The organism is Bradyrhizobium erythrophlei, from assembly GCF_900129425.1.
GTDB classification, from domain to species: Bacteria; Pseudomonadota; Alphaproteobacteria; order Rhizobiales; family Xanthobacteraceae; genus Bradyrhizobium; species Bradyrhizobium erythrophlei_C.
This window is the reverse complement of record NZ_LT670817.1, coordinates 5,454,319-5,471,483: the sequence shown is the minus strand read 5'-3', so window position 1 is coordinate 5,471,483 and position 17,165 is coordinate 5,454,319. Positions and strand designations below refer to the sequence as shown.

The window sequence follows — 17,165 nt, the reverse complement described above, 5'->3', positions numbered from 1 at the left end:
GTAGCGTTCAGCAAGGGAGATCCCGATGGCGAACCAGAATCAGAATCCGGGCCAGCAAAACCAGAACCCGGGTCAGCAGAACCAAAACCCGGGTCAGAAACCCGGCCAGCAGGGCGGCGGCCAGAAGCCCGGACAACAGCAGCAGGATCCGAACCGTCAGGGCCAGAAGCCCGATCAGCAGGGCAAGGGCGGTCGCTAGCTCGGAATTGAAGGAAGCGAGAGCAGAAAGTCCCGCGGAAAGGCGGGACTTTTCCTTTTGGAAGATCGGGGCGTCTTTTCGGCCGTCCCCTGATATTAAGGTAAACAAACGGTTTAAATTGCCCCTCGCTGTTTAAGCGCGTTACCTCGCCCGCAAAGCCGCCGCTCCCATTCGGGCCCTGCGGACAAGCGGGAAGCGACATGTCCACAAACTGGCGGATCAGTTCATTCAACGGCGCGCTGCTGGCGGCCTATTTCATTCCGACCTGGACCATCGTCGCTTTCAAGATCATCATTTCGCCGATCCACGGCCTCTATGAGCGGCCGAATATATCGGTCGCGCTGTTCATCAGCGATCATCTGCAGCTGACAGCGATGACCACGATCCGTTTTGCCTGGCTATTGGCACTGGGGAAGCTCACCGTCGTCGCGTTTTTCGCGATCTTCCTGGTTTTCATTGCCCGCGCCTCGATCCGCAAGGCCGGCGGCTGCGACGAAGCGCTGGCGATGGCCCTTGCGATCGGCAGCGTGATCAGTTTCGCCAGCATGGTGATGGCATCGCAGGTCGGCGAGACCCAGGCGCTCAGGCTGCATGCGACCGAATTATTGCTTCTGCTCGGTACCGCCGTAGTGCTGCTGGTCGAACGTCCGGCTCAGCCGCAGATCGATCGCCGCGTGACATTGGATGATCTATCCCTTCAGCAGTCCCAGCTCCCCTATAATCGCTGACGCCTCCTTGACGGCGTGATTGGCCGCGGGCACGCCGCAATAGATCGCCTGCTGCAGCAGGATTTCCCTGATATCGTCGACCGTGAAGCCGCCCTCCGTGAGCGCCGCGCGCACGTGCAGGCGGAATTCATCCCATTGGCCGAGCGCAACCATGGTGCCGATCACCAGTACGCGCCGGGTGCGCTGGTCGAAATGCGGCCGGGTCCAGATCTCGCCCCACGCATGACGCGTGATCAGGTCGATAAAGTCGGCGTTGAAGGAATTTTTGTTCGCGATCGATTTATCGACCCAGGCATCGCCGAGCACCTTGCGGCGCTGGACCATGCCGTCGTCGCGGCGTTGCTGATCGTCCATTGAATTTCTCCCCTTGTCATTGCGAGGAGCGAAGCGACGAAGCAATCCAGCTTTCGTTTCCAATCAAAATGGATTGCCTCGCTCCGCTCGCAGTGACGGTTGCGTTAGCGTTGCGTCAGGAAACCGACCACGGCGTCGGTGAAGGCGTGCGGCTGCTCGACATTGGAAATATGCGCGGCATCGAGAATCGTTAAGGCCGCGCCGGGAATCTGGCTGCGGATGTATTCGCCGGCCGCGACCGGCGTCGCCATGTCCTGGCGTCCGGCGATCACCAGCGTCGGACTTTTGATCCTGGGCAGCAGATCGCGCTGATCAAGCGTGCTCAGGGCTTCGCAGCAGGCGAGATAGCCCTGCACCGGCGTTGCGACCAGCATGGCCTTCATGTTCGCCGTGATCTGCGGTTCGCGGTCACGGAAGTCCGCCGTCAGCCAGCCGGCGATGACGGCGTCGGCGACCGCCGCGATGCCGCCTTCCTTGACCGCCTTGATGCGGTTGAGCCAGTTGGTCGGATCGGGATAGTAGCAACTGGTATTGGACAGAACGATCCTGCCGAGCCGCTCCGGTGCGTTGGCGCCCAGCCACTGTCCGACCATGCCGCCCATCGACAGCCCGCACCAGTGCACCTTCTCGATGTTGAGGTCGTCGAGGATCGCCAGCACGTCGCGGCCGAAGCGCTCCATGGAATAGGGGCCGGGCGGCACGCCGGATTTGCCGTGGCCGCGCCGGTCATAGCGGATCACGCGAAAAAGCTGCGTCAGCGCCTTCATCTGCGGCTCCCACATCTGCAAGCTGCAGCCGAGCGAATTCGACAGCATCAGGGTCGGCCCGCCGTCGCGGCCTTCGACTGTAACGTTGAGCAGGCAACCGTCGGCATCGATCATCGGCATCGGATGTTCCTCGTCACGCGCGGACTTGATCCGCGCATCCATCTAACAAGAGAAAAATCTATCGAAGAGGATGGATTGCCGGGTCAAGCCCGGCAACGACATTCTGCGAAGACCCTTCAATTTTATTTGTCATCGAGCGAAGCGAGCAGGCGCTCGATCAGGGCTTGCGAGACGCCCTGATAGGCCATCGGCTCGAACAGTTGTGTCAGTTTGTCTGCGCCGAGATGGGCGGTGATCTTGCTATCTCCGGCCAGCACGTCGCGCAGGTGTTTTTTGTCCGCGACGGCCTTTTTGCTGGCGGCCTCGACCAGATGATGGGCTTCGCTCTTGCCGATCTTTTCGGCCAGCGCGAACGTCACCGCCTCCGCCATGATCAGCCCGTGGGTAGCGTCGAGGTTGAGGCGCATCCGCGCGGCATCGACTTCCAGCCCTTCGGCGATATCGACGGTCGCCGCGAGCGCACCCGAGGTGACCAGCAGCAGCATCGGCAAGGTCGGCCATTCCGCATGCCAGGGCCCGGCGCTGCGCTCGTGGTCCTGCACCTGCGCCGCGAAGATCGTCGCCGCCAGGTTCGGCGCCATGGTGGCCGCGGCCAGTGCGCTCGCGGCAGCAACAGGATTGCGTTTGTGCGGCATGGTCGACGAACCGCCGCGACCTTCGCCTGAGGGCTCGAACGCTTCGGCGACATCGGTCTGCATCATCAGTTGGACATCGCGGGCGATCTTGCCGCAGGTGCCCGCAACAATCGCAAACGCGGAAGCCGCCTCCGCGATGCGGTCGCGATGGGTGTGCCACGGCGCCTCCGGCAGCGGCAGCTCGAGCTCCTGCGCCAGCCGCTCCGCAACCAGCATTCCCCTGTCGCCGAGCGCGGCCAGGGTCCCTGCGGCGCCGCCGAACTGTAGCGCCAGTCCCTCGCTGCGCAATCGCCGCAGCCGCCTGCGCGAGCGATGCAATGCCGCGGCATATTCGGCGAGTTTCAGGCCGAACGGCATCGGCAATGCATGCTGCAGCCAGGTGCGCGCCACCACCGCGGTGTCGCGATGTTGTTTGGCCAGCCCGGCAAAGCCGGCAATGGCGCGGTCGATACCCCCCAGCAGCGCCTCGATGCCGGCGCGCAAGGTCAGCATGATGGCGGTATCGATCACGTCCTGGCTGGTGGCGCCCCAGTGTACATAGCGTGCGGCGTCGGCATCGGCCCTGGCGACGCCGGCGGTGAGCGCCTTGACCAGGGGAATGGCGAGATTGCCGGACCGTGTCGCGGCCTCGGCGAGTGCGGCGAGATCGAACGAACCGGCCGTGCAGGCTTGTTCAATGGGGCCGGCCGCGCTCGCCGGGATGACGCCGGTCGCCGCCTCGGCGCGCGCCAGCGCGGCCTCGAAATCGAGCATGTGCTGCAGGCATGCCACATCGTCGCAGACGGCGCGCATCGCCGCGCTCGACAGCATGGGGGCGAGCAGGGGGGAGAGGGAGGTGCTCATGATGTGGGCGACCTAACCACCCCGGCCTGCCTCTGCCAATCCCCAAGCCTTCGCACAAAGTTGTTGCGTTGCGAATATGCATCGCTCTTCGTCCTCCCGCCCCCTTCCTTTTGGTGCGGCCGTGCTTTACTTGGGGGAAAGACCAGCGAACCGGGAGGCTGCCCATGGCCATGACGATGAACGGCGAAGTCCAGCTTGCGGCGCCGCGCGAGGCTGTGTGGACCAAACTGAACGATCCCGCCGTACTCAAGGCTTGCATCCCCGGCTGCGAGGAACTGGAAAAAACCGAGGACAATGGTTTCCGCGCGGTCGCCAAGATGAAGGTCGGACCGGTATCGGCTCGCTTCAAGGGCCGGGTCACGCTGAGCGATCTCGATCCGCCGAACGGCTACAAGATCTCGGGCGAAGGCGAGGGCGGAGTCGCAGGGTTCGCCAAGGGCGGCGCAACGGTGGCCCTGGCCGAAAAGGATGGCGGCACGTTGCTCACTTACGACGTCGAGGCGCAGATCGGCGGCAAGCTGGCCCAGCTCGGTCAGCGGCTGATCAACGGATCGGCCAAGAAACTGGCCGACGACTTTTTCGCGAATTTCGCCAAGGCGGTGCAGGGATAGGTCAAGACCAAGTCAGCTTCGAATTCGGGACATCAGTCATGAGGTTGCTCATTGCCGGGATGGCCCATAATATGGCTTTGCAATGGTTTTAATGACTGTGCTGCCGTGCAATGCGGCAGTGCAGATGAAGAGAGTGCTGAATGGCCAAGATTTCCTTGATCGTGAACGGTAATCCCGTCAACGCCAATGTCGACCCCCGCACCCTGCTGGTGCAGTTTCTGCGCGAGGATCTGCGGCTGACCGGCACCCACGTCGGCTGCGACACCTCGCAATGCGGCGCCTGCGTCGTGCATCTCGACGGAAAGGCCGTCAAATCCTGCACCACGCTCGTGGTCATGGCCGACGGGCACGAGGTCAAGACCATCGAGGGCCTCGCCGCCGACGGTGCGCCGCTGCATCCGATGCAGGAGGCGTTCCGCGAGCATCACGGCCTGCAATGCGGTTTCTGCACGCCCGGCATGATCATGACCGCGGTCGACCTTGTGCACCGCAAGGGCCACGATCTCAGCGACCATACCATCCGCGAAGAACTCGAAGGCAATCTCTGCCGCTGCACCGGCTATCAGAACATCGTTCAATCGATCGCGGCGGGCGCCAAGGCGATGGCGAACTCCGATCTGGCGTAACTGAAGTCAACGCACGGCGATTAGGAATCCCCCATGTACGAATTCAAATATCATCGTCCGGCGACCGTGCGGCAGGCCGCCAATCTCCTGATCAAGAACGAAGACGCCAAGGTGATCGCCGGCGGCCATACCCTGTTGCCGGTCATGAAGCAGCGGCTCGCCAGCCCTCCGCATCTGGTCGACCTCTCCCACATCGAGGGGCTCGACGGCATCGAGATGAAGGGCCGTTCGCTGGTGATCGGCGCCACCGCAAAACACGCCGACGTCGCGGCTTCGGCTGTTGTCGGCGAGGCGATCCCGGCGCTGGCCGAACTGGCCGGGCTGATCGGCGATCCCGCGGTGCGCCACAAGGGCACCATCGGCGGCTCGCTCGCCAATAACGATCCCACCGCCGACTATCCCGCGGCCTGCCTTGCACTCGGCGCCACCATCGTCACCAACAAGCGCCGGCTGAAGCCCGAAGAATTCTTCCAGGGGCTGTTCACGACGACGCTCGAGAGCGACGAGATCATCACCAAGGTGATGTTTCCGGTGCCGAAAAAGGCCGCCTACATCAAATTCCGCAACCAGGCCTCGCGCTATGCGCTGGTCGGGGTGTTCGTCGCCAAGCGTCCGTCGGATGTGCGGGTCGCCGTCACCGGCGCCGGCTCCGAAGGCGTGTTCCGTGTCACTGCGTTCGAGGAGGCATTGAAGAAGCGCTTCTCCCACAAGGTGCTCGATGGCTTGACGGTTCCGGCGGAAGGGCTGAACAGCGACCTGCACGGCAGCGCCGAATATCGTGCGCATCTGATCGCAGTGCTGGCGCGCCGTGCGGTCGAAGCCGCCAACGGCAAAGCGTGACGTTGCCAATTCCTGACGCATCAAGACTGGCTCTCCCATGACTGCATCGGCGCTGCCCACTTCCGTCGATGCGATGCTCGGACTCCTGACCTCGCGCGGCTATCTGGCGGAGCGGTCGCTGGCGACGGTGACATACCTTTCGCTGCGCATGGGCCGGCCGCTCTTTCTGGAAGGCGAGGCCGGCGTCGGCAAGACCGAAATCGCCAAGGTGCTTTCGGCCGCGCTGGGGCGAAAGCTGATACGGCTGCAGTGCTATGAAGGGCTGGACGTCGCTTCCGCTGTCTATGAGTGGAACAGCGCGGCGCAAATGATCGCGATCCGGCTAGCCGAAGCCGCCGGCGATACCGACCGCGACCAGTTGTCGTCAGACATCTTTGCTGAACGTTATCTGATCAAACGGCCGCTGCTGCAGGCGCTGGAGCCGGACGTGGCCGGCGCCCCGGTGCTTTTGATCGACGAACTCGACCGCGCCGACGAGGCGTTCGAGGCTTACCTCCTGGAAATTCTCAGCGACTTCCAGGTGACCATCCCTGAGTTCGGCACCGTCAAGGCGCCGCATCCGCCGATCGTCATCGTCACCTCGAACCGCACCCGGGAAATTCACGACGCCCTCAAACGCCGCTGTCTCTATCACTGGGTGGATTATCCCAGTGCCGAGCGCGAACTGGCGATCGTCAAATCGCGCGTGCCGAACATTTCCGCCAAACTGTCGCAGCAGGTCGTCGCCTTCGTGCAGGCGTTGCGCGAGCAGGATTTCTACAAATCGCCGGGCGTTGCCGAGACCATCGACTGGGCCACCGCGCTGACCGAACTCGACGCCCGCTCGCTAACCCCGCAGGTGGTGGGCGATACGCTCGGCGCGCTGTTGAAATACCAGGACGACATCGCGCGGATGCAGGGCGACACGCTGCAGAAGGTTTTGAAAGAGGCGACGAGCGACTAGCCGTAATTCCGGGGCACGCGAAGCGTGAACCCGGAATCTCACGCTACAATCTCGGGATTCCGGGTCCGCGCGAAGGGGCGCGTCCCGGAATGACGGGGGTTTGAGATACGCACATGACCACACCGGCTAACCCACCAGTCACCGGCCTGATCGCCGACAACGTCGTCGGCTTTGCCCGCGCGCTGCGCGCCGCCGGGATTCCGGTCGGGCCTGGCGCAGTCATCGATGCGCTGAATGCGCTGCAGGTGATCGAGATCGGCAACCGCGCCGACGTCTTCACCACGCTCGAGGCGATCTTCGTCAAACGTCACGAGCATGCGCTGATCTTCACGCAGGCGTTCGACCTGTTTTTCCGCGCCGCCGAGGACTGGAAGCACATGCTGGATTCGGTGCCGCTGCCGGATCATGCCAGAAAAAAGCCGCCCCCGGCCTCGCGCCGTGTCCAGGAGGCGTTTGCCCAGCCTTCGATGAGCGAAACCCCGCAGGCCCAGGAGCAGGAACTGCGGCTCTCGGTGTCCGATAAGGAAATATTGCAAAAGAAGGATTTCGCGCAGATGAGTGCTGCCGAAATCGCGCAGGTCACCCGTGCGATTGCGCAGATGAAACTGCCGCAGGCCGAATTGCGCACCCGCCGCTATCAGCCGGATTCGCGGGGCCTGCGGCTCGACATGCGCCGCACCCTGCGCGGCAGTCTGCGCACCGGCGGCGATATCATCGATATCCATCGGCTGGGGCGGATCGACAAGCCGGCGCCGATCGTGGCGCTGCTCGATATCTCCGGTTCGATGAGCGAATACACCCGGTTGTTTCTGCATTTCCTGCATGCCATCACCGACGCCCGCAAGCGTGTCTCGGTGTTTCTGTTCGGCACAAGGCTCACCAACGTGACCCGGGCGCTGCGGGCACGGGATCCCGACCAGGCCTTGGCAAGCTGTTCATCGACGGTGGAGGACTGGGCCGGCGGTACCCGCATCGGCACCTCGCTGCACACCTTCAACAAATTGTGGGGCCGGCGCGTGCTCGGGCAGGGCGCGATCGTGCTTCTGATCTCCGACGGGCTGGAGCGCGAGGCCGACGCCAGGCTGGCGTTCGAGATGGACCGGCTGCACCGATCCTGCCGCCGCCTGATCTGGCTCAATCCGCTGCTGCGCTATGGCGGCTTCGAGGCCAAGGCGCAGGGCATCAAAATGATGCTGCCGCACGTTGACGAATTCCGCCCCGTACATAATTTGAGTTCAATCGAGGGGCTGATCGCAGCCCTGTCGTCGGCTTCCCCGCCGCATCACCGCAGCCTGATTCGGTCCGCAGCTTGAAAGAGGCCCCCATGCTCAATCGCGACGAAGACATTCTCAAGGCGGCTGAGGACTGGCAGAAGGCCGGCCATGGCGTTGCCCTCGCCACCGTGGTGGAGACCTGGGGCTCGGCGCCGCGGCCGGCGGGATCGAGCCTCGTGATCAACGACGACGGCACGTTTCTGGGCTCGGTCTCCGGTGGCTGTGTCGAAGGCGCCGTTGTTACCGAGGCGCTCGACGTGATCGCCAGCGGCCAGCCGAAAATGCTCGAATTCGGCGTCGCCGACGAGACCGCGTGGAATGTCGGCCTGTCCTGTGGCGGCACCATCCGGGTGTTCGTCGAGAAAGTCGGCCAATCGTGAAACTTGCAACACTTCACCAGCTCAATGCCGAGCGCGCCGCGCGGCGGCCGGTAATCATCGTTACCGATACCGCCAATGGCGAGCAGCGGCTGGTCAAGGCTGCCGAGTTCGCCGCCGATCCGCTGCGTGCCGATCTCGCCAAGCAGTTGCGGATGGGCAAGAGCGGCATGATCGAGGCCGACGGCAAGAAGCTGTTTCTCAATGTTTATGCACCGACGGCCAAGCTCGTCATCGTCGGGGCGGTTCATATCAGCCAGGCGCTCGCGCCGCTGGCGCGTTCGCTCGACTATGATGTGACGGTGGTCGATCCGCGCACCGCGTTTGCCAGTCCCGAGCGATTTCCGGATGTCCCGCTGATCGCCGAATGGCCCGACGTAGCGCTGCCGCCGCTCAATGTCGATCACTATACGGCCTTCGTGGCGCTGACCCACGATCCCAAGATCGACGATCCGGCGCTGCTGCACGCGTTCCAGCGCGACTGCTTCTATATCGGCGCGCTGGGCTCGCGAAAGACCCACGCCAAGCGCGGCGACCGCCTCAAGGCGCAAGGTGCGCGGGATATCGATATTGCGCGCATCCACGCACCGATCGGTCTGCCGATCGGCGCGGTCTCGCCGTCCGAGATCGCTGTGGCGATCATGGCCGAGATCACCGCGCAACTGCGGTTGCCGAAAGAAAAAGAAGCCGCGGCATGAAATTTGGTCCTGCCAGTCCGGCCGACGCGGTCGGCGGCGTCACCGTCCACACCCTGCGCCAGGGGTCGCTGGTGCTCAAGAAAGGCACCACGATCGGCCCTGCCGAGGTCGACGCACTCAACCGCGCGGGCGTCAAGGAAATCGTCGTGGTACGGCTCGAAGACGGTGACGTCTCCGAGGACGTCGCAGCGGCCGGCATCGCCCAGGCTGTCGCCGGCCAAGGTATTCACGTTGAACGCGCCTTCACCGGCCGCGCCAACCTGTTCGCGGACAGGGCCGGCGTGCTGGTAGTGGACCGGGCTGCCGTGGACCGCATCAACGGCGTCGATGAGGCCATCACCTTCGCGACGCTGGCCGCCTACAAGCCGGTGGTCGAAGGCGAGATGGTCGCAACCGTCAAGCTCATCCCTTTTGGGGTGGAGGCGAAGCTGCGCGACGCCGCGGTGAAGGCGGCGAGCGGCGGCGCGCTGCAGATCGCGCCCTACACCATCACGCGCGTCGGCGTAGTCTCGACTTTGCTGCCGGGGCTGGCGCCAAAGGTGGTGGAGAAGACCTTGCGGGTGACGGCGGAGCGGCTGGCGCCAGCCGGGGCCACCATCATCGCCGAGCGCCGCGTGCCGCACGATGAAGCCGCGCTGTCGGCAGCGATCAAGGAATTGCTCGCTCTCGACGCGGAACTGGTGATCGTATTCGGTGCCTCCGCGATCGCTGACCGGCGCGACGTGATTCCGGCGGCAATCACGGAGATCGGCGGCGCCATCGAGCATTTCGGCATGCCGGTCGATCCGGGAAACCTGCTGCTGATCGGCAGTGCCGGCGGCGTGCCGGTGCTGGGCGCGCCCGGCTGCGCGCGCTCCCCGGTCGAGAACGGTTTTGACTGGGTGCTGATGCGCCTGCTCGCGGGCCTCAAGGTCACGCGCGCCGAACTCACCGGCATGGGAGTCGGCGGGCTGTTGATGGAAATCGTGACGCGGCCGCAGCCGCGCGAAAAACCCGGCACCGACGGCAACCGCAATGTGGCCGCGATCATCCTGGCGGCCGGGCGTTCCACCCGGATGGGCGGCCCGAACAAGCTTTTGGCCGAACTGGGTGGCAAGACGCTGGTCCGGATCGTGGCCGAGCAGGCACTGGCCTCGAAAGCACAAGGCGTGATCGTCGTCACCGGCCATCAGGCCGAGCAGGTCGAGAAAGCGTTAAAAGGTCTCAAGGTGAAATTCGTGCGCAACCCGGATTTCGCCGAGGGGCTGGCGAGTTCGGTGAAGGCCGGCGTCGCGGCGGTGCCTGAAAATGCCGACGGCGCGGTGATCTGCCTTGGCGATATGCCGCTGATTGACGCGCGCCTGATCGACCGGCTGATCGAAGCGTTCGCGCCGGATCGAGGCAATCTGATCGCGGTGCCCGTCAGCGATAACAGGCGCGGCAATCCGGTGCTGTGGTCGCGCCGGTTCTTCAACGAATTGATGACGCTGGACGGCGATATCGGTGCCCGCCATTTGATCGCCAGGCATGCCGAGGCGGTGGCGGAAGTACCGGTCGACGGCCACGGCGCGTTTTTGGATATCGACACGCCGCAGGCGCTCGAGGCCGCGCAGCGGGGATAACTCCGTTCACTGGTAAAGCTTCACTTTCAACCTCTCGTTCACCAAGTTGAAACGTCCCCCGAGATAGATTCTCGCCGCACGACCTCGGGGGAGGGGATTTTGATCGTTTCGACCACCGTTGCGCAACGCCGCGCGATGTTTGTTTTTGCGCTCACACTGGCCTTGGCCGGATTACGATTCGCGACGGAATCGTGGGCGGCGGGTGCGTTCGCGATCGGCAAATGCGGCGCCTACGGCCAGGCCTACGATTATGCCGCCGAGAACGCGGCGCGCGCCGCGGCCGCCAAGCAATGCAAGGGCGGCTGCACCACGACGGTGACCATGAAGCGCGCCTGCGCGGCGTTGTCGATCGACATGGCCAATCCCTGCGGGCCTCACGGCTACGCGGTCAAACCTCACATTTCCAGTACGCTGAACGAAGCAACCCGCAAATGCTATGAATTCGGCGGCAGGGAATGCGTGATCCGCGCCTGGGCCTGCGACGCCAAGGGGTAGTATTAGCACCGTCGTTCCGGGATGGTCCGAAGGACCAGACCTCAGATGTGCAATTGCACATCGGGGAATCTCGAGATTCCGGGTTCGATGCGTTGCATCGCCCCGGAATGACAACGGAAACATCGCATGCAGTTCGATACCAAGATCGCGGTGATCATCCGGACCGACCTTGAAGCGTGGCAGAAGCTGAACGTGGCTTCGTTTCTGGCCGGCGGTATTGCGGCTGCGTTCCCGGAGTGCATCGGTGAACCCTACGAAGACGGCTCCGGCACCCGATATCTGTCGCTGATTTGCCAGCCGATTCTGATCTACGGCGCCGACCGGCCGGCGCTGACCCGGGCGCTGGAGCGCGCACTTTCTCGCAACGTGAAGCCTGCGGTTTATACCGAGGACATGTTCAAGACCACGCACGATGCCGCCAACCGCGAAGTGGTGAGGGCCGTGATCCGCGCCGATCTCAATCTGGTCGGTCTCGCCATGCGCGCCGAGCGCAAGGTGATCGACAAGATCGTCGATGGCTTGAAGTTTCACAGCTAGCGTCGGCAAAGCGGGGGGACATGGTTGGATGCCCGCTTGGGCGTTTGAATCATGCCCCGCGTGAGGCCTGTCACCTATGCCACGGAATTATTGGCAGCGATCCGTTCCGTTGGTTGTTTCGATGATGTGCCAAGACGCCGCATCCCAAAGAAAAATACAGCCGGGACAAATGTCGGTTTCGCCTGGACCAAAGATCAGGCGGTACACGCTGCGCCATAATCAGAAATGATTGGAAATGGCTGGCGCCACTATTTGGTCGCTCTGAATAGCCAAATCGTAGGTTCAACACGCCGCAGATAGAGTCCGGGGCGCAGCTTGTGACGGAGCATTCGATGGATTCGAAAAATCGGTTGACGCTCTTGAGGTCATGCGTCGGGAGGTCAATTCCGAACATGCATGACGTGCATTGCGTTGAAGATGTCGGCTTTCTATCGAAGCGTCCGCGCCGACATGCGCCTCTTCGGCCGGCCCATTGGATATGCGCTGGTGTACTCGGTTCAGTCCTTGCCGGCCCCGCCTGCGCGCAAGAGGCCTGGAACCCGTTCAGTCGAGCGCCCCGCGATCCGATCGAGCAAGGCAGGATCGACAGCGCCAACGACCCGGGGGAAGCGATCAACCGCGAGATCTTCAAAGCAAACAAATTTTTGGACGACATCATCTTGAAGCCGGTCGCGCGCGCTTATGTCGAGGGTGTGTCCCCGGAGCTGCGTCAGGGCATTCACAATTTTACCAACAATGTCGGAGAGCCCGTCGTTTTCGCCAACGATGTCCTGCAGGGCAATGTCAAACGCGCCTGGAATACGACGCAGCGCTTCGCCGTCAACACGACGATCGGCATCGTCGGTTTCGTCGATGTCGCCGACACGTGGGGCCGGCCGCATCACTACGCGGATCTCGGGCAGACTTTGGGCGTATGGGGAATCGCGCCTGGACCGGCCGTACAAATTCCCGTTCTCGGTCCATCCAACCTTCGCGATGCGTTCGGGCTGGCGACGACGAGCCTCGCCGGTACCTTCGCTCTTCAGGGCACGATCGGGAACGTTGTCTCCTACACTGAGCTCGGCGCGACCGGCGTGGATGACATCGACTACCGTTCGAAATTGCTGCCGAACACGGACGCGCTGGAAAAGACTTCGAAAGACCTTTATGCGTCGATCCGTCTCGTCAAGGCGCAGTTGCGCGCGAAGTTCGTCGAGGAAGCCAAGGCCGGGCGTGTATCAGGCGACGAGGGCGGCAGTGACGAAGCTGCGCGCCATTGAAAGAGACTGCGCAAGCCTCTTCCGGGATTGCGACGCGAGATAGGGAAAAAGGGATGTCACGGTTATTTCCGCAATGGAGCATCTTCCGGGTGCAGCGAATTGCGCTGGCGATCGGCCTGTTTCTCTTGCCGGTCGCTACGTCCGCACAACAACGCGAAGGCGGCGCTTTTTCCCGATTTGCCGGCAATTGGTCCGGCGAAGGCACCGTCAAGACGTCGGCAGGGAATGAGCGGATCCGCTGCAAGGCGCATTACGACGTGACATCGGACGGCGCGTCGCTCGAGCAGAGCCTGCTTTGTGCGAGCGACAGCTACAAGCTCGAAGTCAGAAGCAAGGTCGCCGCGACGGGAACCCGGTTCGCCGGCAAATGGAATGAGGTCACGCGCGATGCGATCGGCAATATCTCCGGGACGATCACCGGCGCGGGAATTCGCGGCAAGATTGACGGCATCGGGTTCACAGCGGATCTGGCGATATCGACCCAGGCTAACCGCCAATCGGTCACGATCGAGCCCACCGGAGCCACCGACATTTCGCAGGTCGCGATCACGTTGACGCGAATCTAGCCAGTGCCTTAACTTCCGATTCGGCGAGCGATTCGGACCAGCCGCATGAAGCGTGCGATGCAATGTCTGCTGGCCGAAGCGCCCTTTGGCATTGATGCCCGAGGTCATCGGCCTCGGCAGATAGACCGTGATGCCGGCTTCGACGTAGAGCCCGATTGAGGTATCGAATGACAGATCAGCGATTTTATCTGTTGCTGACTTTGCTGATTTTGGCGCTCGCCTGTGGCGAGATTGTCTACGCAGTGTTGGGGCCCTTCTCGGCGCCGACGCACACGATCGATGAATTCAGCAGCCGCAATCGCGTGCGGTGATGCTGCCGCGCAGAAGTCTGGAGAACCGTCGACGAGATCAAGTCGTTTAGTCTATCGCTTACAGGACGCCAGGTTTCAGAAGATGCTTCTCGCATCGTCCGCGCCATCATGGTGAAGGGCGCGACGCTGCAAAATCTGCAATACGAGGCAATTGCGCTGCTCGGCTTGATGTTGCTGGCTATGACGATCGCAGTGACACGCTTCCGCCGCACGCTGGATTGAGGCAGAATGGGCATCGGGGGGCCACGATGCCGGCGTTATGGCACAGCCATGAAGAGAAGCAACGGTCTGCGGCATCCGCCGAGTTCGACCATGCATTGACGCGCGAAGTGCTGCGCACCGAGCTGGTGCGGGTCAGGGCCCTCATCGCCACCGCCGCGTGTCTCCTCGTCATTTTCTGGACCGTCGACCTGATGGCGCCCGAAGCGCTGAACCATATCTGGCGCGGCCAGTTCCGGCCGAGTTACCTCAACGTGATCCTGGCGCCGTTCATCCTGTTCGAGCTTTGGGTGCATGCGATGCTCAGGCGGCACCTGAAGCTTGACCGCGACGTTCCCGTGATCAGGCGATACCTCGGCGCGCTGATCGAAACCTCGTTGCCCACGATCGCGCTGGCCGTGCATATCCAGAACATGGGCGAGGTACAGGCGCTCGGCTTCGTGATGCCGTTTGCCTATTTCATCTTCATCATTCTCTCGACGCTGCGGCTCGACTTCTGGCTGTCGACCTTCACCGGTTTCGTCGCGGCGGCCGAATTGCTGGCCATGGCGATGTTTTATCATCCGCTAGCCACAACCGGACCCAAACCCGACATCACCTATCACGGCGCGCGCAGCCTGATCATCCTGATATCGGGGATTCTCGCGGGCGCGGTCGGTGTTCAGCTGCGCCGCCAGTTCGCGGCGAGCATCCGGGCCGCCACCGCGCGCGATCGCGTCACCAATCTGTTTGGTCAGCACGTATCTCCCCAGGTGGTCGAACGGCTGCTGGCCGAAGGCGCGGAAGCGGCCAGCGATATCAGGCGGGTCGCGGTCATGTTCGTCGACTTCCGCAGTTTCACCGCGGGTGCCCGTTCGCGCTCCCCCCAGGAGGTGGTCGAACGGCTCGACGGTGCGTTCGCCGTACTGGTGGAAATCCTCGATCGTCACGGCGGTATCGTCAACAAATTCCTCGGCGATGGATTTTTGGCGCTGTTCGGCGTGCCCTTCGAGACGGCCGAAGCGGCGCAGCACGCTGTCGCCGCCGCGCGCGAAATGCTGGTGGCGATGGACGGCATCAACATGGCCGATAGCTGGAAGCTGCGGATCGGCATCGGCATCCATTTCGGCGAAGTCGTCGCGGGCAATATAGGTTCGCCCCGACGCAAGGAATACACCGTGATCGGCGACACCGTGAACTTTGCGGCCCGGCTTGAGTCGCTTAACAAGGAATTCAATTCGCAACTGCTGATTTCGGCTGCGGTTCGCGACGCACTGGATCAGGACGGTTGCGACGCGGTTTCGCTTGGAGAGGTCGCGATCAAGGGATATGACCGGCCGATGGCCGTATGGCAATTGGGCTAGATTCTGGAGGAATCGATGCTGCGGCGCTATGTCACCGTGGATGTCTTCACCGATCGCGCCTTCGGCGGCAATCCGCTGGCGGTGGTGCTGGACGCCGGCGGGCTCTCGACCGTGCAGATGCAGGCCATTGCCTGCGAGTTCAACTACGTCGAGACGACCTTTGTCCTGCCGCCGCGCGATCCCGCGCATGATGCGCAGGTGCGCATCTTTACCGTCAACAGCGAACTCCCGTTTGCCGGTCATCCCAATGTCGGCACCGCCTTCGTGCTGGCGACGCAAGCCAAAAAGCCCCCTGAGCGGCTGAAGTTCGAGGAAGGCGCGGGCCTTGTGCCCGTCGAAATCCTGACCGAGGAGGGCAGGGTGGTCGGCGCCGAACTCACGGCGCCGCAACCCCTGAGCAAGCTCACGATGGTCAGTGCCGAGCAGGCGGCGGCCTGTGCGTCGCTGTCGGCGGCCGATATCCGAACCGACCGGCATCAGCCCGGAATATTCTCGGTCGGCCTGCCGTTCCTGATCGCAGAGCTTGCCTCGCGCGAGGCGCTGCGGCGAGCCAGGCCCGACGCATCGGCGTTTGCCCGCATGCTTCCGTGCGATGGTAGTGACGCGATCTACATCTACACCCGCGATGTGCCGCCGGCCGAGTTGCCGTGCGACCTGCAGGCGCGAATGTTTCTTCCGGGGACAAGCGGCCTCACCGAGGATCCCGCCACCGGCAGTGCTACCGCGGCCGCCGCGGCGCTGCTCGCCGACCTCGCGAGCCAACGCGACGGCGAATTGAAGCTGCGCGTCGGCCAGGGCTTCGACATGGGCCGGCCGAGCCTGTTGCTGACGCGGGTCCGCAAAGCGAACGGCGTTGTCGCGTCCACGCATGTCGGAGGCCGCTGCGTCCAGATGATGGAAGGCTCGTTTCGGCTGGCGGGAGACTAATCGGCCAATGCCGCTGGCTTCACTTTGGCGGTTCCACGATGGTTTTTGACGAATCGTCGGGGGCGGCCTGCATGCCGGGCGGAGACTGTCCCTGCGGGCTTGCCGCCGATGTACCGCCGGTGCCGGTGGTTATCGGACCGGTCCAGCCCTGCGGCTGCAATTGTCCCTTATTGTCATCAGGCAATACGGTGCGCCCGGTGCTGTACTGAGAATCGCCCGGCTTCTTGTCTTCGCTTTGGGCTTGAGCCGTCGCGACCGATGCGCAGGCGACGAAACAGAACGTAAGGAGCGCAACGCGCATGGCATTCTCCCTGGCAGGATAAATATTTCAAATCGACGGCCTTGCATTGGTTCCGCGTGCGCGAGGAAAAAAGGAGGTGGAACTAGCGCGACCGTCGGAAAGGCGTCCCGGCCCCCTACGTCCAATTCACAGCTGCGGTGCGACCAGATTCTCGACTGTCACCCCGTCGCGGTCCTCGATGATCTCCGCGATCCACTGCCGATGGCAGTGCAAATGATCGCGCTCGTAACAGAGTATGCACACCGGTCCGGATTTTTTCACCAGCGCCGACAGTTCGTCGAGTTCTTCCCTGGCCTGCGGCGTCTTCAGATGCGCCGCATAAATTTTGTGTAGCGCGTCGAACTTGCCGCCGCGCGCGGCGTCACGGCCATCCTTTGGCGTGCCGAGCCCGCGCAGATGCAGGTATGAAATGCCGCGCTCGTCGAGCCCGGCGGCAAGCTGGTTCTTGGAAAAACCGGGCCGGCGGGACGCCGCCACCGCGCGCACGTCCACCAGCAGCTTCACCCCGGCCTGCTCGAGCTCGTCGAGCACGGATTTGACGGGCGTCTGTTCATAGCCGATGGTGAAGAGCTTCTTGGCTTTGGCCATTGA

Annotated in this window: 22 protein-coding genes and 1 pseudogene; 18 read left to right on the top strand and 5 right to left on the bottom strand. The window is 63.2% G+C overall.

What is annotated here, in order from left to right:
• Positions 1-25 precede the first annotated feature (25 nt).
• Both B5527_RS45485 and B5527_RS26290 read left to right on the top strand, forming a co-directional pair.
• Positions 26-199 (top strand): hypothetical protein, encoded by a 174-nt coding sequence (locus tag B5527_RS45485; RefSeq protein ID WP_172842669.1) that lies wholly within the window; start codon positions 26-28, stop codon positions 197-199.
• Positions 200-399: 200 nt separating this feature from the next.
• Complete coding sequence (locus B5527_RS26290; protein ID WP_079604133.1) at positions 400-927, top strand: hypothetical protein; 528 nt, start codon at positions 400-402, stop codon at positions 925-927.
• On the opposite strand, the gene B5527_RS26285 is transcribed toward B5527_RS26290, so the two are convergent.
• From B5527_RS26285 to B5527_RS26275, 3 genes are all read right to left on the bottom strand, one after another.
• Entirely contained in the window at positions 889-1,281 is a 393-nt protein-coding gene (locus tag B5527_RS26285) for a carboxymuconolactone decarboxylase family protein (protein ID WP_079604132.1), read from the bottom strand. The genes B5527_RS26290 and B5527_RS26285 overlap by 39 nt on opposite strands.
• 104 nt (positions 1,282-1,385) lie before the next feature.
• On the bottom strand, positions 1,386-2,168 hold the full coding sequence (gene pcaD, locus B5527_RS26280) for a 3-oxoadipate enol-lactonase (RefSeq protein WP_079607507.1): 783 nt from the start codon (positions 2,166-2,168) through the stop codon (positions 1,386-1,388).
• 122 nt (positions 2,169-2,290) lie between these two features.
• On the bottom strand, positions 2,291-3,646 hold the full coding sequence (locus B5527_RS26275; RefSeq protein WP_079604131.1) for a 3-carboxy-cis,cis-muconate cycloisomerase: 1,356 nt from the start codon (positions 3,644-3,646) through the stop codon (positions 2,291-2,293).
• 164 nt (positions 3,647-3,810) lie between these two features.
• Here B5527_RS26275 and B5527_RS26270 point away from each other — a divergent pair, with 164 nt between their 5' ends.
• The 16 genes and pseudogenes from B5527_RS26270 to B5527_RS26205 all read left to right on the top strand — a co-directional run bounded on the left by B5527_RS26270 (position 3,811) and on the right by B5527_RS26205 (position 16,273).
• Positions 3,811-4,257 carry an SRPBCC family protein gene (locus B5527_RS26270; RefSeq protein ID WP_079604130.1) on the top strand — a complete coding sequence of 149 codons (447 nt, stop codon included), beginning with the start codon at positions 3,811-3,813 and terminating at the stop codon, positions 4,255-4,257.
• A 140-nt stretch (positions 4,258-4,397) separates the two neighbouring features.
• Entirely contained in the window at positions 4,398-4,883 is a 486-nt protein-coding gene (locus B5527_RS26265; RefSeq protein WP_079604129.1) for a (2Fe-2S)-binding protein, read from the top strand.
• A gap of 33 nt (positions 4,884-4,916) precedes the next feature.
• A complete protein-coding gene (locus B5527_RS26260) occupies positions 4,917-5,723 on the top strand; it encodes an FAD binding domain-containing protein (RefSeq protein ID WP_079604128.1) in 807 nt (268 codons plus the stop codon).
• Between the two features lie 37 nt (positions 5,724-5,760).
• Complete coding sequence (locus tag B5527_RS26255; RefSeq protein WP_079604127.1) at positions 5,761-6,666, top strand: AAA family ATPase; 906 nt, start codon at positions 5,761-5,763, stop codon at positions 6,664-6,666.
• A gap of 113 nt (positions 6,667-6,779) precedes the next feature.
• Positions 6,780-7,979, top strand: a complete 1,200-nt coding sequence (locus tag B5527_RS26250) for a vWA domain-containing protein (RefSeq protein ID WP_079604126.1) — start codon at positions 6,780-6,782, stop codon at positions 7,977-7,979.
• Positions 7,980-7,990: 11 nt separating this feature from the next.
• Entirely contained in the window at positions 7,991-8,320 is a 330-nt protein-coding gene (locus B5527_RS26245; RefSeq protein ID WP_079543614.1) for an XdhC family protein, read from the top strand.
• On the top strand, positions 8,317-9,015 hold the full coding sequence (locus B5527_RS26240) for an XdhC family protein (protein ID WP_079604125.1): 699 nt from the start codon (positions 8,317-8,319) through the stop codon (positions 9,013-9,015). Before B5527_RS26245 ends, B5527_RS26240 begins: the two co-directional genes overlap by 4 nt.
• A complete protein-coding gene (locus tag B5527_RS26235) occupies positions 9,012-10,616 on the top strand; it encodes an NTP transferase domain-containing protein (RefSeq protein ID WP_079604124.1) in 1,605 nt (534 codons plus the stop codon). The genes B5527_RS26240 and B5527_RS26235 overlap by 4 nt, the downstream gene beginning before the upstream one ends.
• A gap of 102 nt (positions 10,617-10,718) precedes the next feature.
• On the top strand, positions 10,719-11,111 hold the full coding sequence (locus tag B5527_RS26230) for a DUF4189 domain-containing protein (RefSeq protein ID WP_079607506.1): 393 nt from the start codon (positions 10,719-10,721) through the stop codon (positions 11,109-11,111).
• A 126-nt stretch (positions 11,112-11,237) separates the two neighbouring features.
• Positions 11,238-11,648 (top strand): DUF2000 family protein, encoded by a 411-nt coding sequence (locus B5527_RS26225; RefSeq protein ID WP_079604123.1) that lies wholly within the window; start codon positions 11,238-11,240, stop codon positions 11,646-11,648.
• A gap of 332 nt (positions 11,649-11,980) precedes the next feature.
• Complete coding sequence (locus tag B5527_RS26220) at positions 11,981-12,907, top strand: MlaA family lipoprotein (RefSeq protein WP_079604122.1); 927 nt, start codon at positions 11,981-11,983, stop codon at positions 12,905-12,907.
• Between the two features lie 53 nt (positions 12,908-12,960).
• Positions 12,961-13,473 carry a hypothetical protein gene (locus B5527_RS26215; RefSeq protein WP_245332255.1) on the top strand — a complete coding sequence of 171 codons (513 nt, stop codon included), beginning with the start codon at positions 12,961-12,963 and terminating at the stop codon, positions 13,471-13,473.
• A 167-nt stretch (positions 13,474-13,640) separates the two neighbouring features.
• Entirely contained in the window at positions 13,641-13,784 is a 144-nt protein-coding gene (locus B5527_RS44510) for a hypothetical protein (RefSeq protein WP_154072533.1), read from the top strand.
• 90 nt (positions 13,785-13,874) lie between these two features.
• Positions 13,875-14,006 (top strand): annotated as a pseudogene (locus B5527_RS44505) (ABC transporter permease); the annotation flags it as partial.
• 26 nt (positions 14,007-14,032) lie between these two features.
• Positions 14,033-15,346, top strand: a complete 1,314-nt coding sequence (locus B5527_RS26210) for an adenylate/guanylate cyclase domain-containing protein (protein ID WP_079604121.1) — start codon at positions 14,033-14,035, stop codon at positions 15,344-15,346.
• A 15-nt stretch (positions 15,347-15,361) separates the two neighbouring features.
• The gene (locus tag B5527_RS26205; RefSeq protein WP_079604120.1) at positions 15,362-16,273 is read left to right on the top strand and encodes a PhzF family phenazine biosynthesis protein; all 912 of its coding nucleotides are present in this window, start codon (positions 15,362-15,364) and stop codon (positions 16,271-16,273) included.
• Between the two features lie 19 nt (positions 16,274-16,292).
• Here B5527_RS26205 and B5527_RS26200 read toward each other — a convergent pair whose 3' ends face one another.
• The gene (locus B5527_RS26200; RefSeq protein WP_079604119.1) at positions 16,293-16,574 is read right to left on the bottom strand and encodes a hypothetical protein; all 282 of its coding nucleotides are present in this window, start codon (positions 16,572-16,574) and stop codon (positions 16,293-16,295) included.
• A gap of 126 nt (positions 16,575-16,700) precedes the next feature.
• Positions 16,701-17,162, bottom strand: coding sequence for a DUF488 family protein (locus B5527_RS26195; RefSeq protein WP_079604118.1), 462 nt, complete (start codon positions 17,160-17,162; stop codon positions 16,701-16,703).
• Between the last annotated feature and the right edge of the window lie 3 nt (positions 17,163-17,165).

What these genes read in the sequence shown, in the direction of transcription:
- B5527_RS45485 (WP_172842669.1), top strand. Translation starts at nt 26, where the DNA reads ATGGCGAACCAGAATCAGAATCCGGGCCAGCAAAACCAGAACCCGGGT.
- B5527_RS26290 (WP_079604133.1), top strand. Translation starts at nt 400, where the DNA reads ATGTCCACAAACTGGCGGATCAGTTCATTCAACGGCGCGCTGCTGGCG.
- B5527_RS26285 (WP_079604132.1), bottom strand. Translation starts at nt 1,281, where the DNA reads ATGGACGATCAGCAACGCCGCGACGACGGCATGGTCCAGCGCCGCAAG.
- pcaD (WP_079607507.1), bottom strand. Translation starts at nt 2,168, where the DNA reads ATGCCGATGATCGATGCCGACGGTTGCCTGCTCAACGTTACAGTCGAA.
- B5527_RS26275 (WP_079604131.1), bottom strand. Translation starts at nt 3,646, where the DNA reads ATGAGCACCTCCCTCTCCCCCCTGCTCGCCCCCATGCTGTCGAGCGCG.
- B5527_RS26270 (WP_079604130.1), top strand. Translation starts at nt 3,811, where the DNA reads ATGGCCATGACGATGAACGGCGAAGTCCAGCTTGCGGCGCCGCGCGAG.
- B5527_RS26265 (WP_079604129.1), top strand. Translation starts at nt 4,398, where the DNA reads ATGGCCAAGATTTCCTTGATCGTGAACGGTAATCCCGTCAACGCCAAT.
- B5527_RS26260 (WP_079604128.1), top strand. Translation starts at nt 4,917, where the DNA reads ATGTACGAATTCAAATATCATCGTCCGGCGACCGTGCGGCAGGCCGCC.
- B5527_RS26255 (WP_079604127.1), top strand. Translation starts at nt 5,761, where the DNA reads ATGACTGCATCGGCGCTGCCCACTTCCGTCGATGCGATGCTCGGACTC.
- B5527_RS26250 (WP_079604126.1), top strand. Translation starts at nt 6,780, where the DNA reads ATGACCACACCGGCTAACCCACCAGTCACCGGCCTGATCGCCGACAAC.
- B5527_RS26245 (WP_079543614.1), top strand. Translation starts at nt 7,991, where the DNA reads ATGCTCAATCGCGACGAAGACATTCTCAAGGCGGCTGAGGACTGGCAG.
- B5527_RS26235 (WP_079604124.1), top strand. Translation starts at nt 9,012, where the DNA reads ATGAAATTTGGTCCTGCCAGTCCGGCCGACGCGGTCGGCGGCGTCACC.
- B5527_RS26225 (WP_079604123.1), top strand. Translation starts at nt 11,238, where the DNA reads ATGCAGTTCGATACCAAGATCGCGGTGATCATCCGGACCGACCTTGAA.
- B5527_RS26220 (WP_079604122.1), top strand. Translation starts at nt 11,981, where the DNA reads ATGGATTCGAAAAATCGGTTGACGCTCTTGAGGTCATGCGTCGGGAGG.
- B5527_RS26215 (WP_245332255.1), top strand. Translation starts at nt 12,961, where the DNA reads ATGTCACGGTTATTTCCGCAATGGAGCATCTTCCGGGTGCAGCGAATT.
- B5527_RS44510 (WP_154072533.1), top strand. Translation starts at nt 13,641, where the DNA reads ATGACAGATCAGCGATTTTATCTGTTGCTGACTTTGCTGATTTTGGCG.
- B5527_RS26210 (WP_079604121.1), top strand. Translation starts at nt 14,033, where the DNA reads ATGCCGGCGTTATGGCACAGCCATGAAGAGAAGCAACGGTCTGCGGCA.
- B5527_RS26205 (WP_079604120.1), top strand. Translation starts at nt 15,362, where the DNA reads ATGCTGCGGCGCTATGTCACCGTGGATGTCTTCACCGATCGCGCCTTC.
- B5527_RS26200 (WP_079604119.1), bottom strand. Translation starts at nt 16,574, where the DNA reads ATGCGCGTTGCGCTCCTTACGTTCTGTTTCGTCGCCTGCGCATCGGTC.
- B5527_RS26195 (WP_079604118.1), bottom strand. Translation starts at nt 17,162, where the DNA reads ATGGCCAAAGCCAAGAAGCTCTTCACCATCGGCTATGAACAGACGCCC.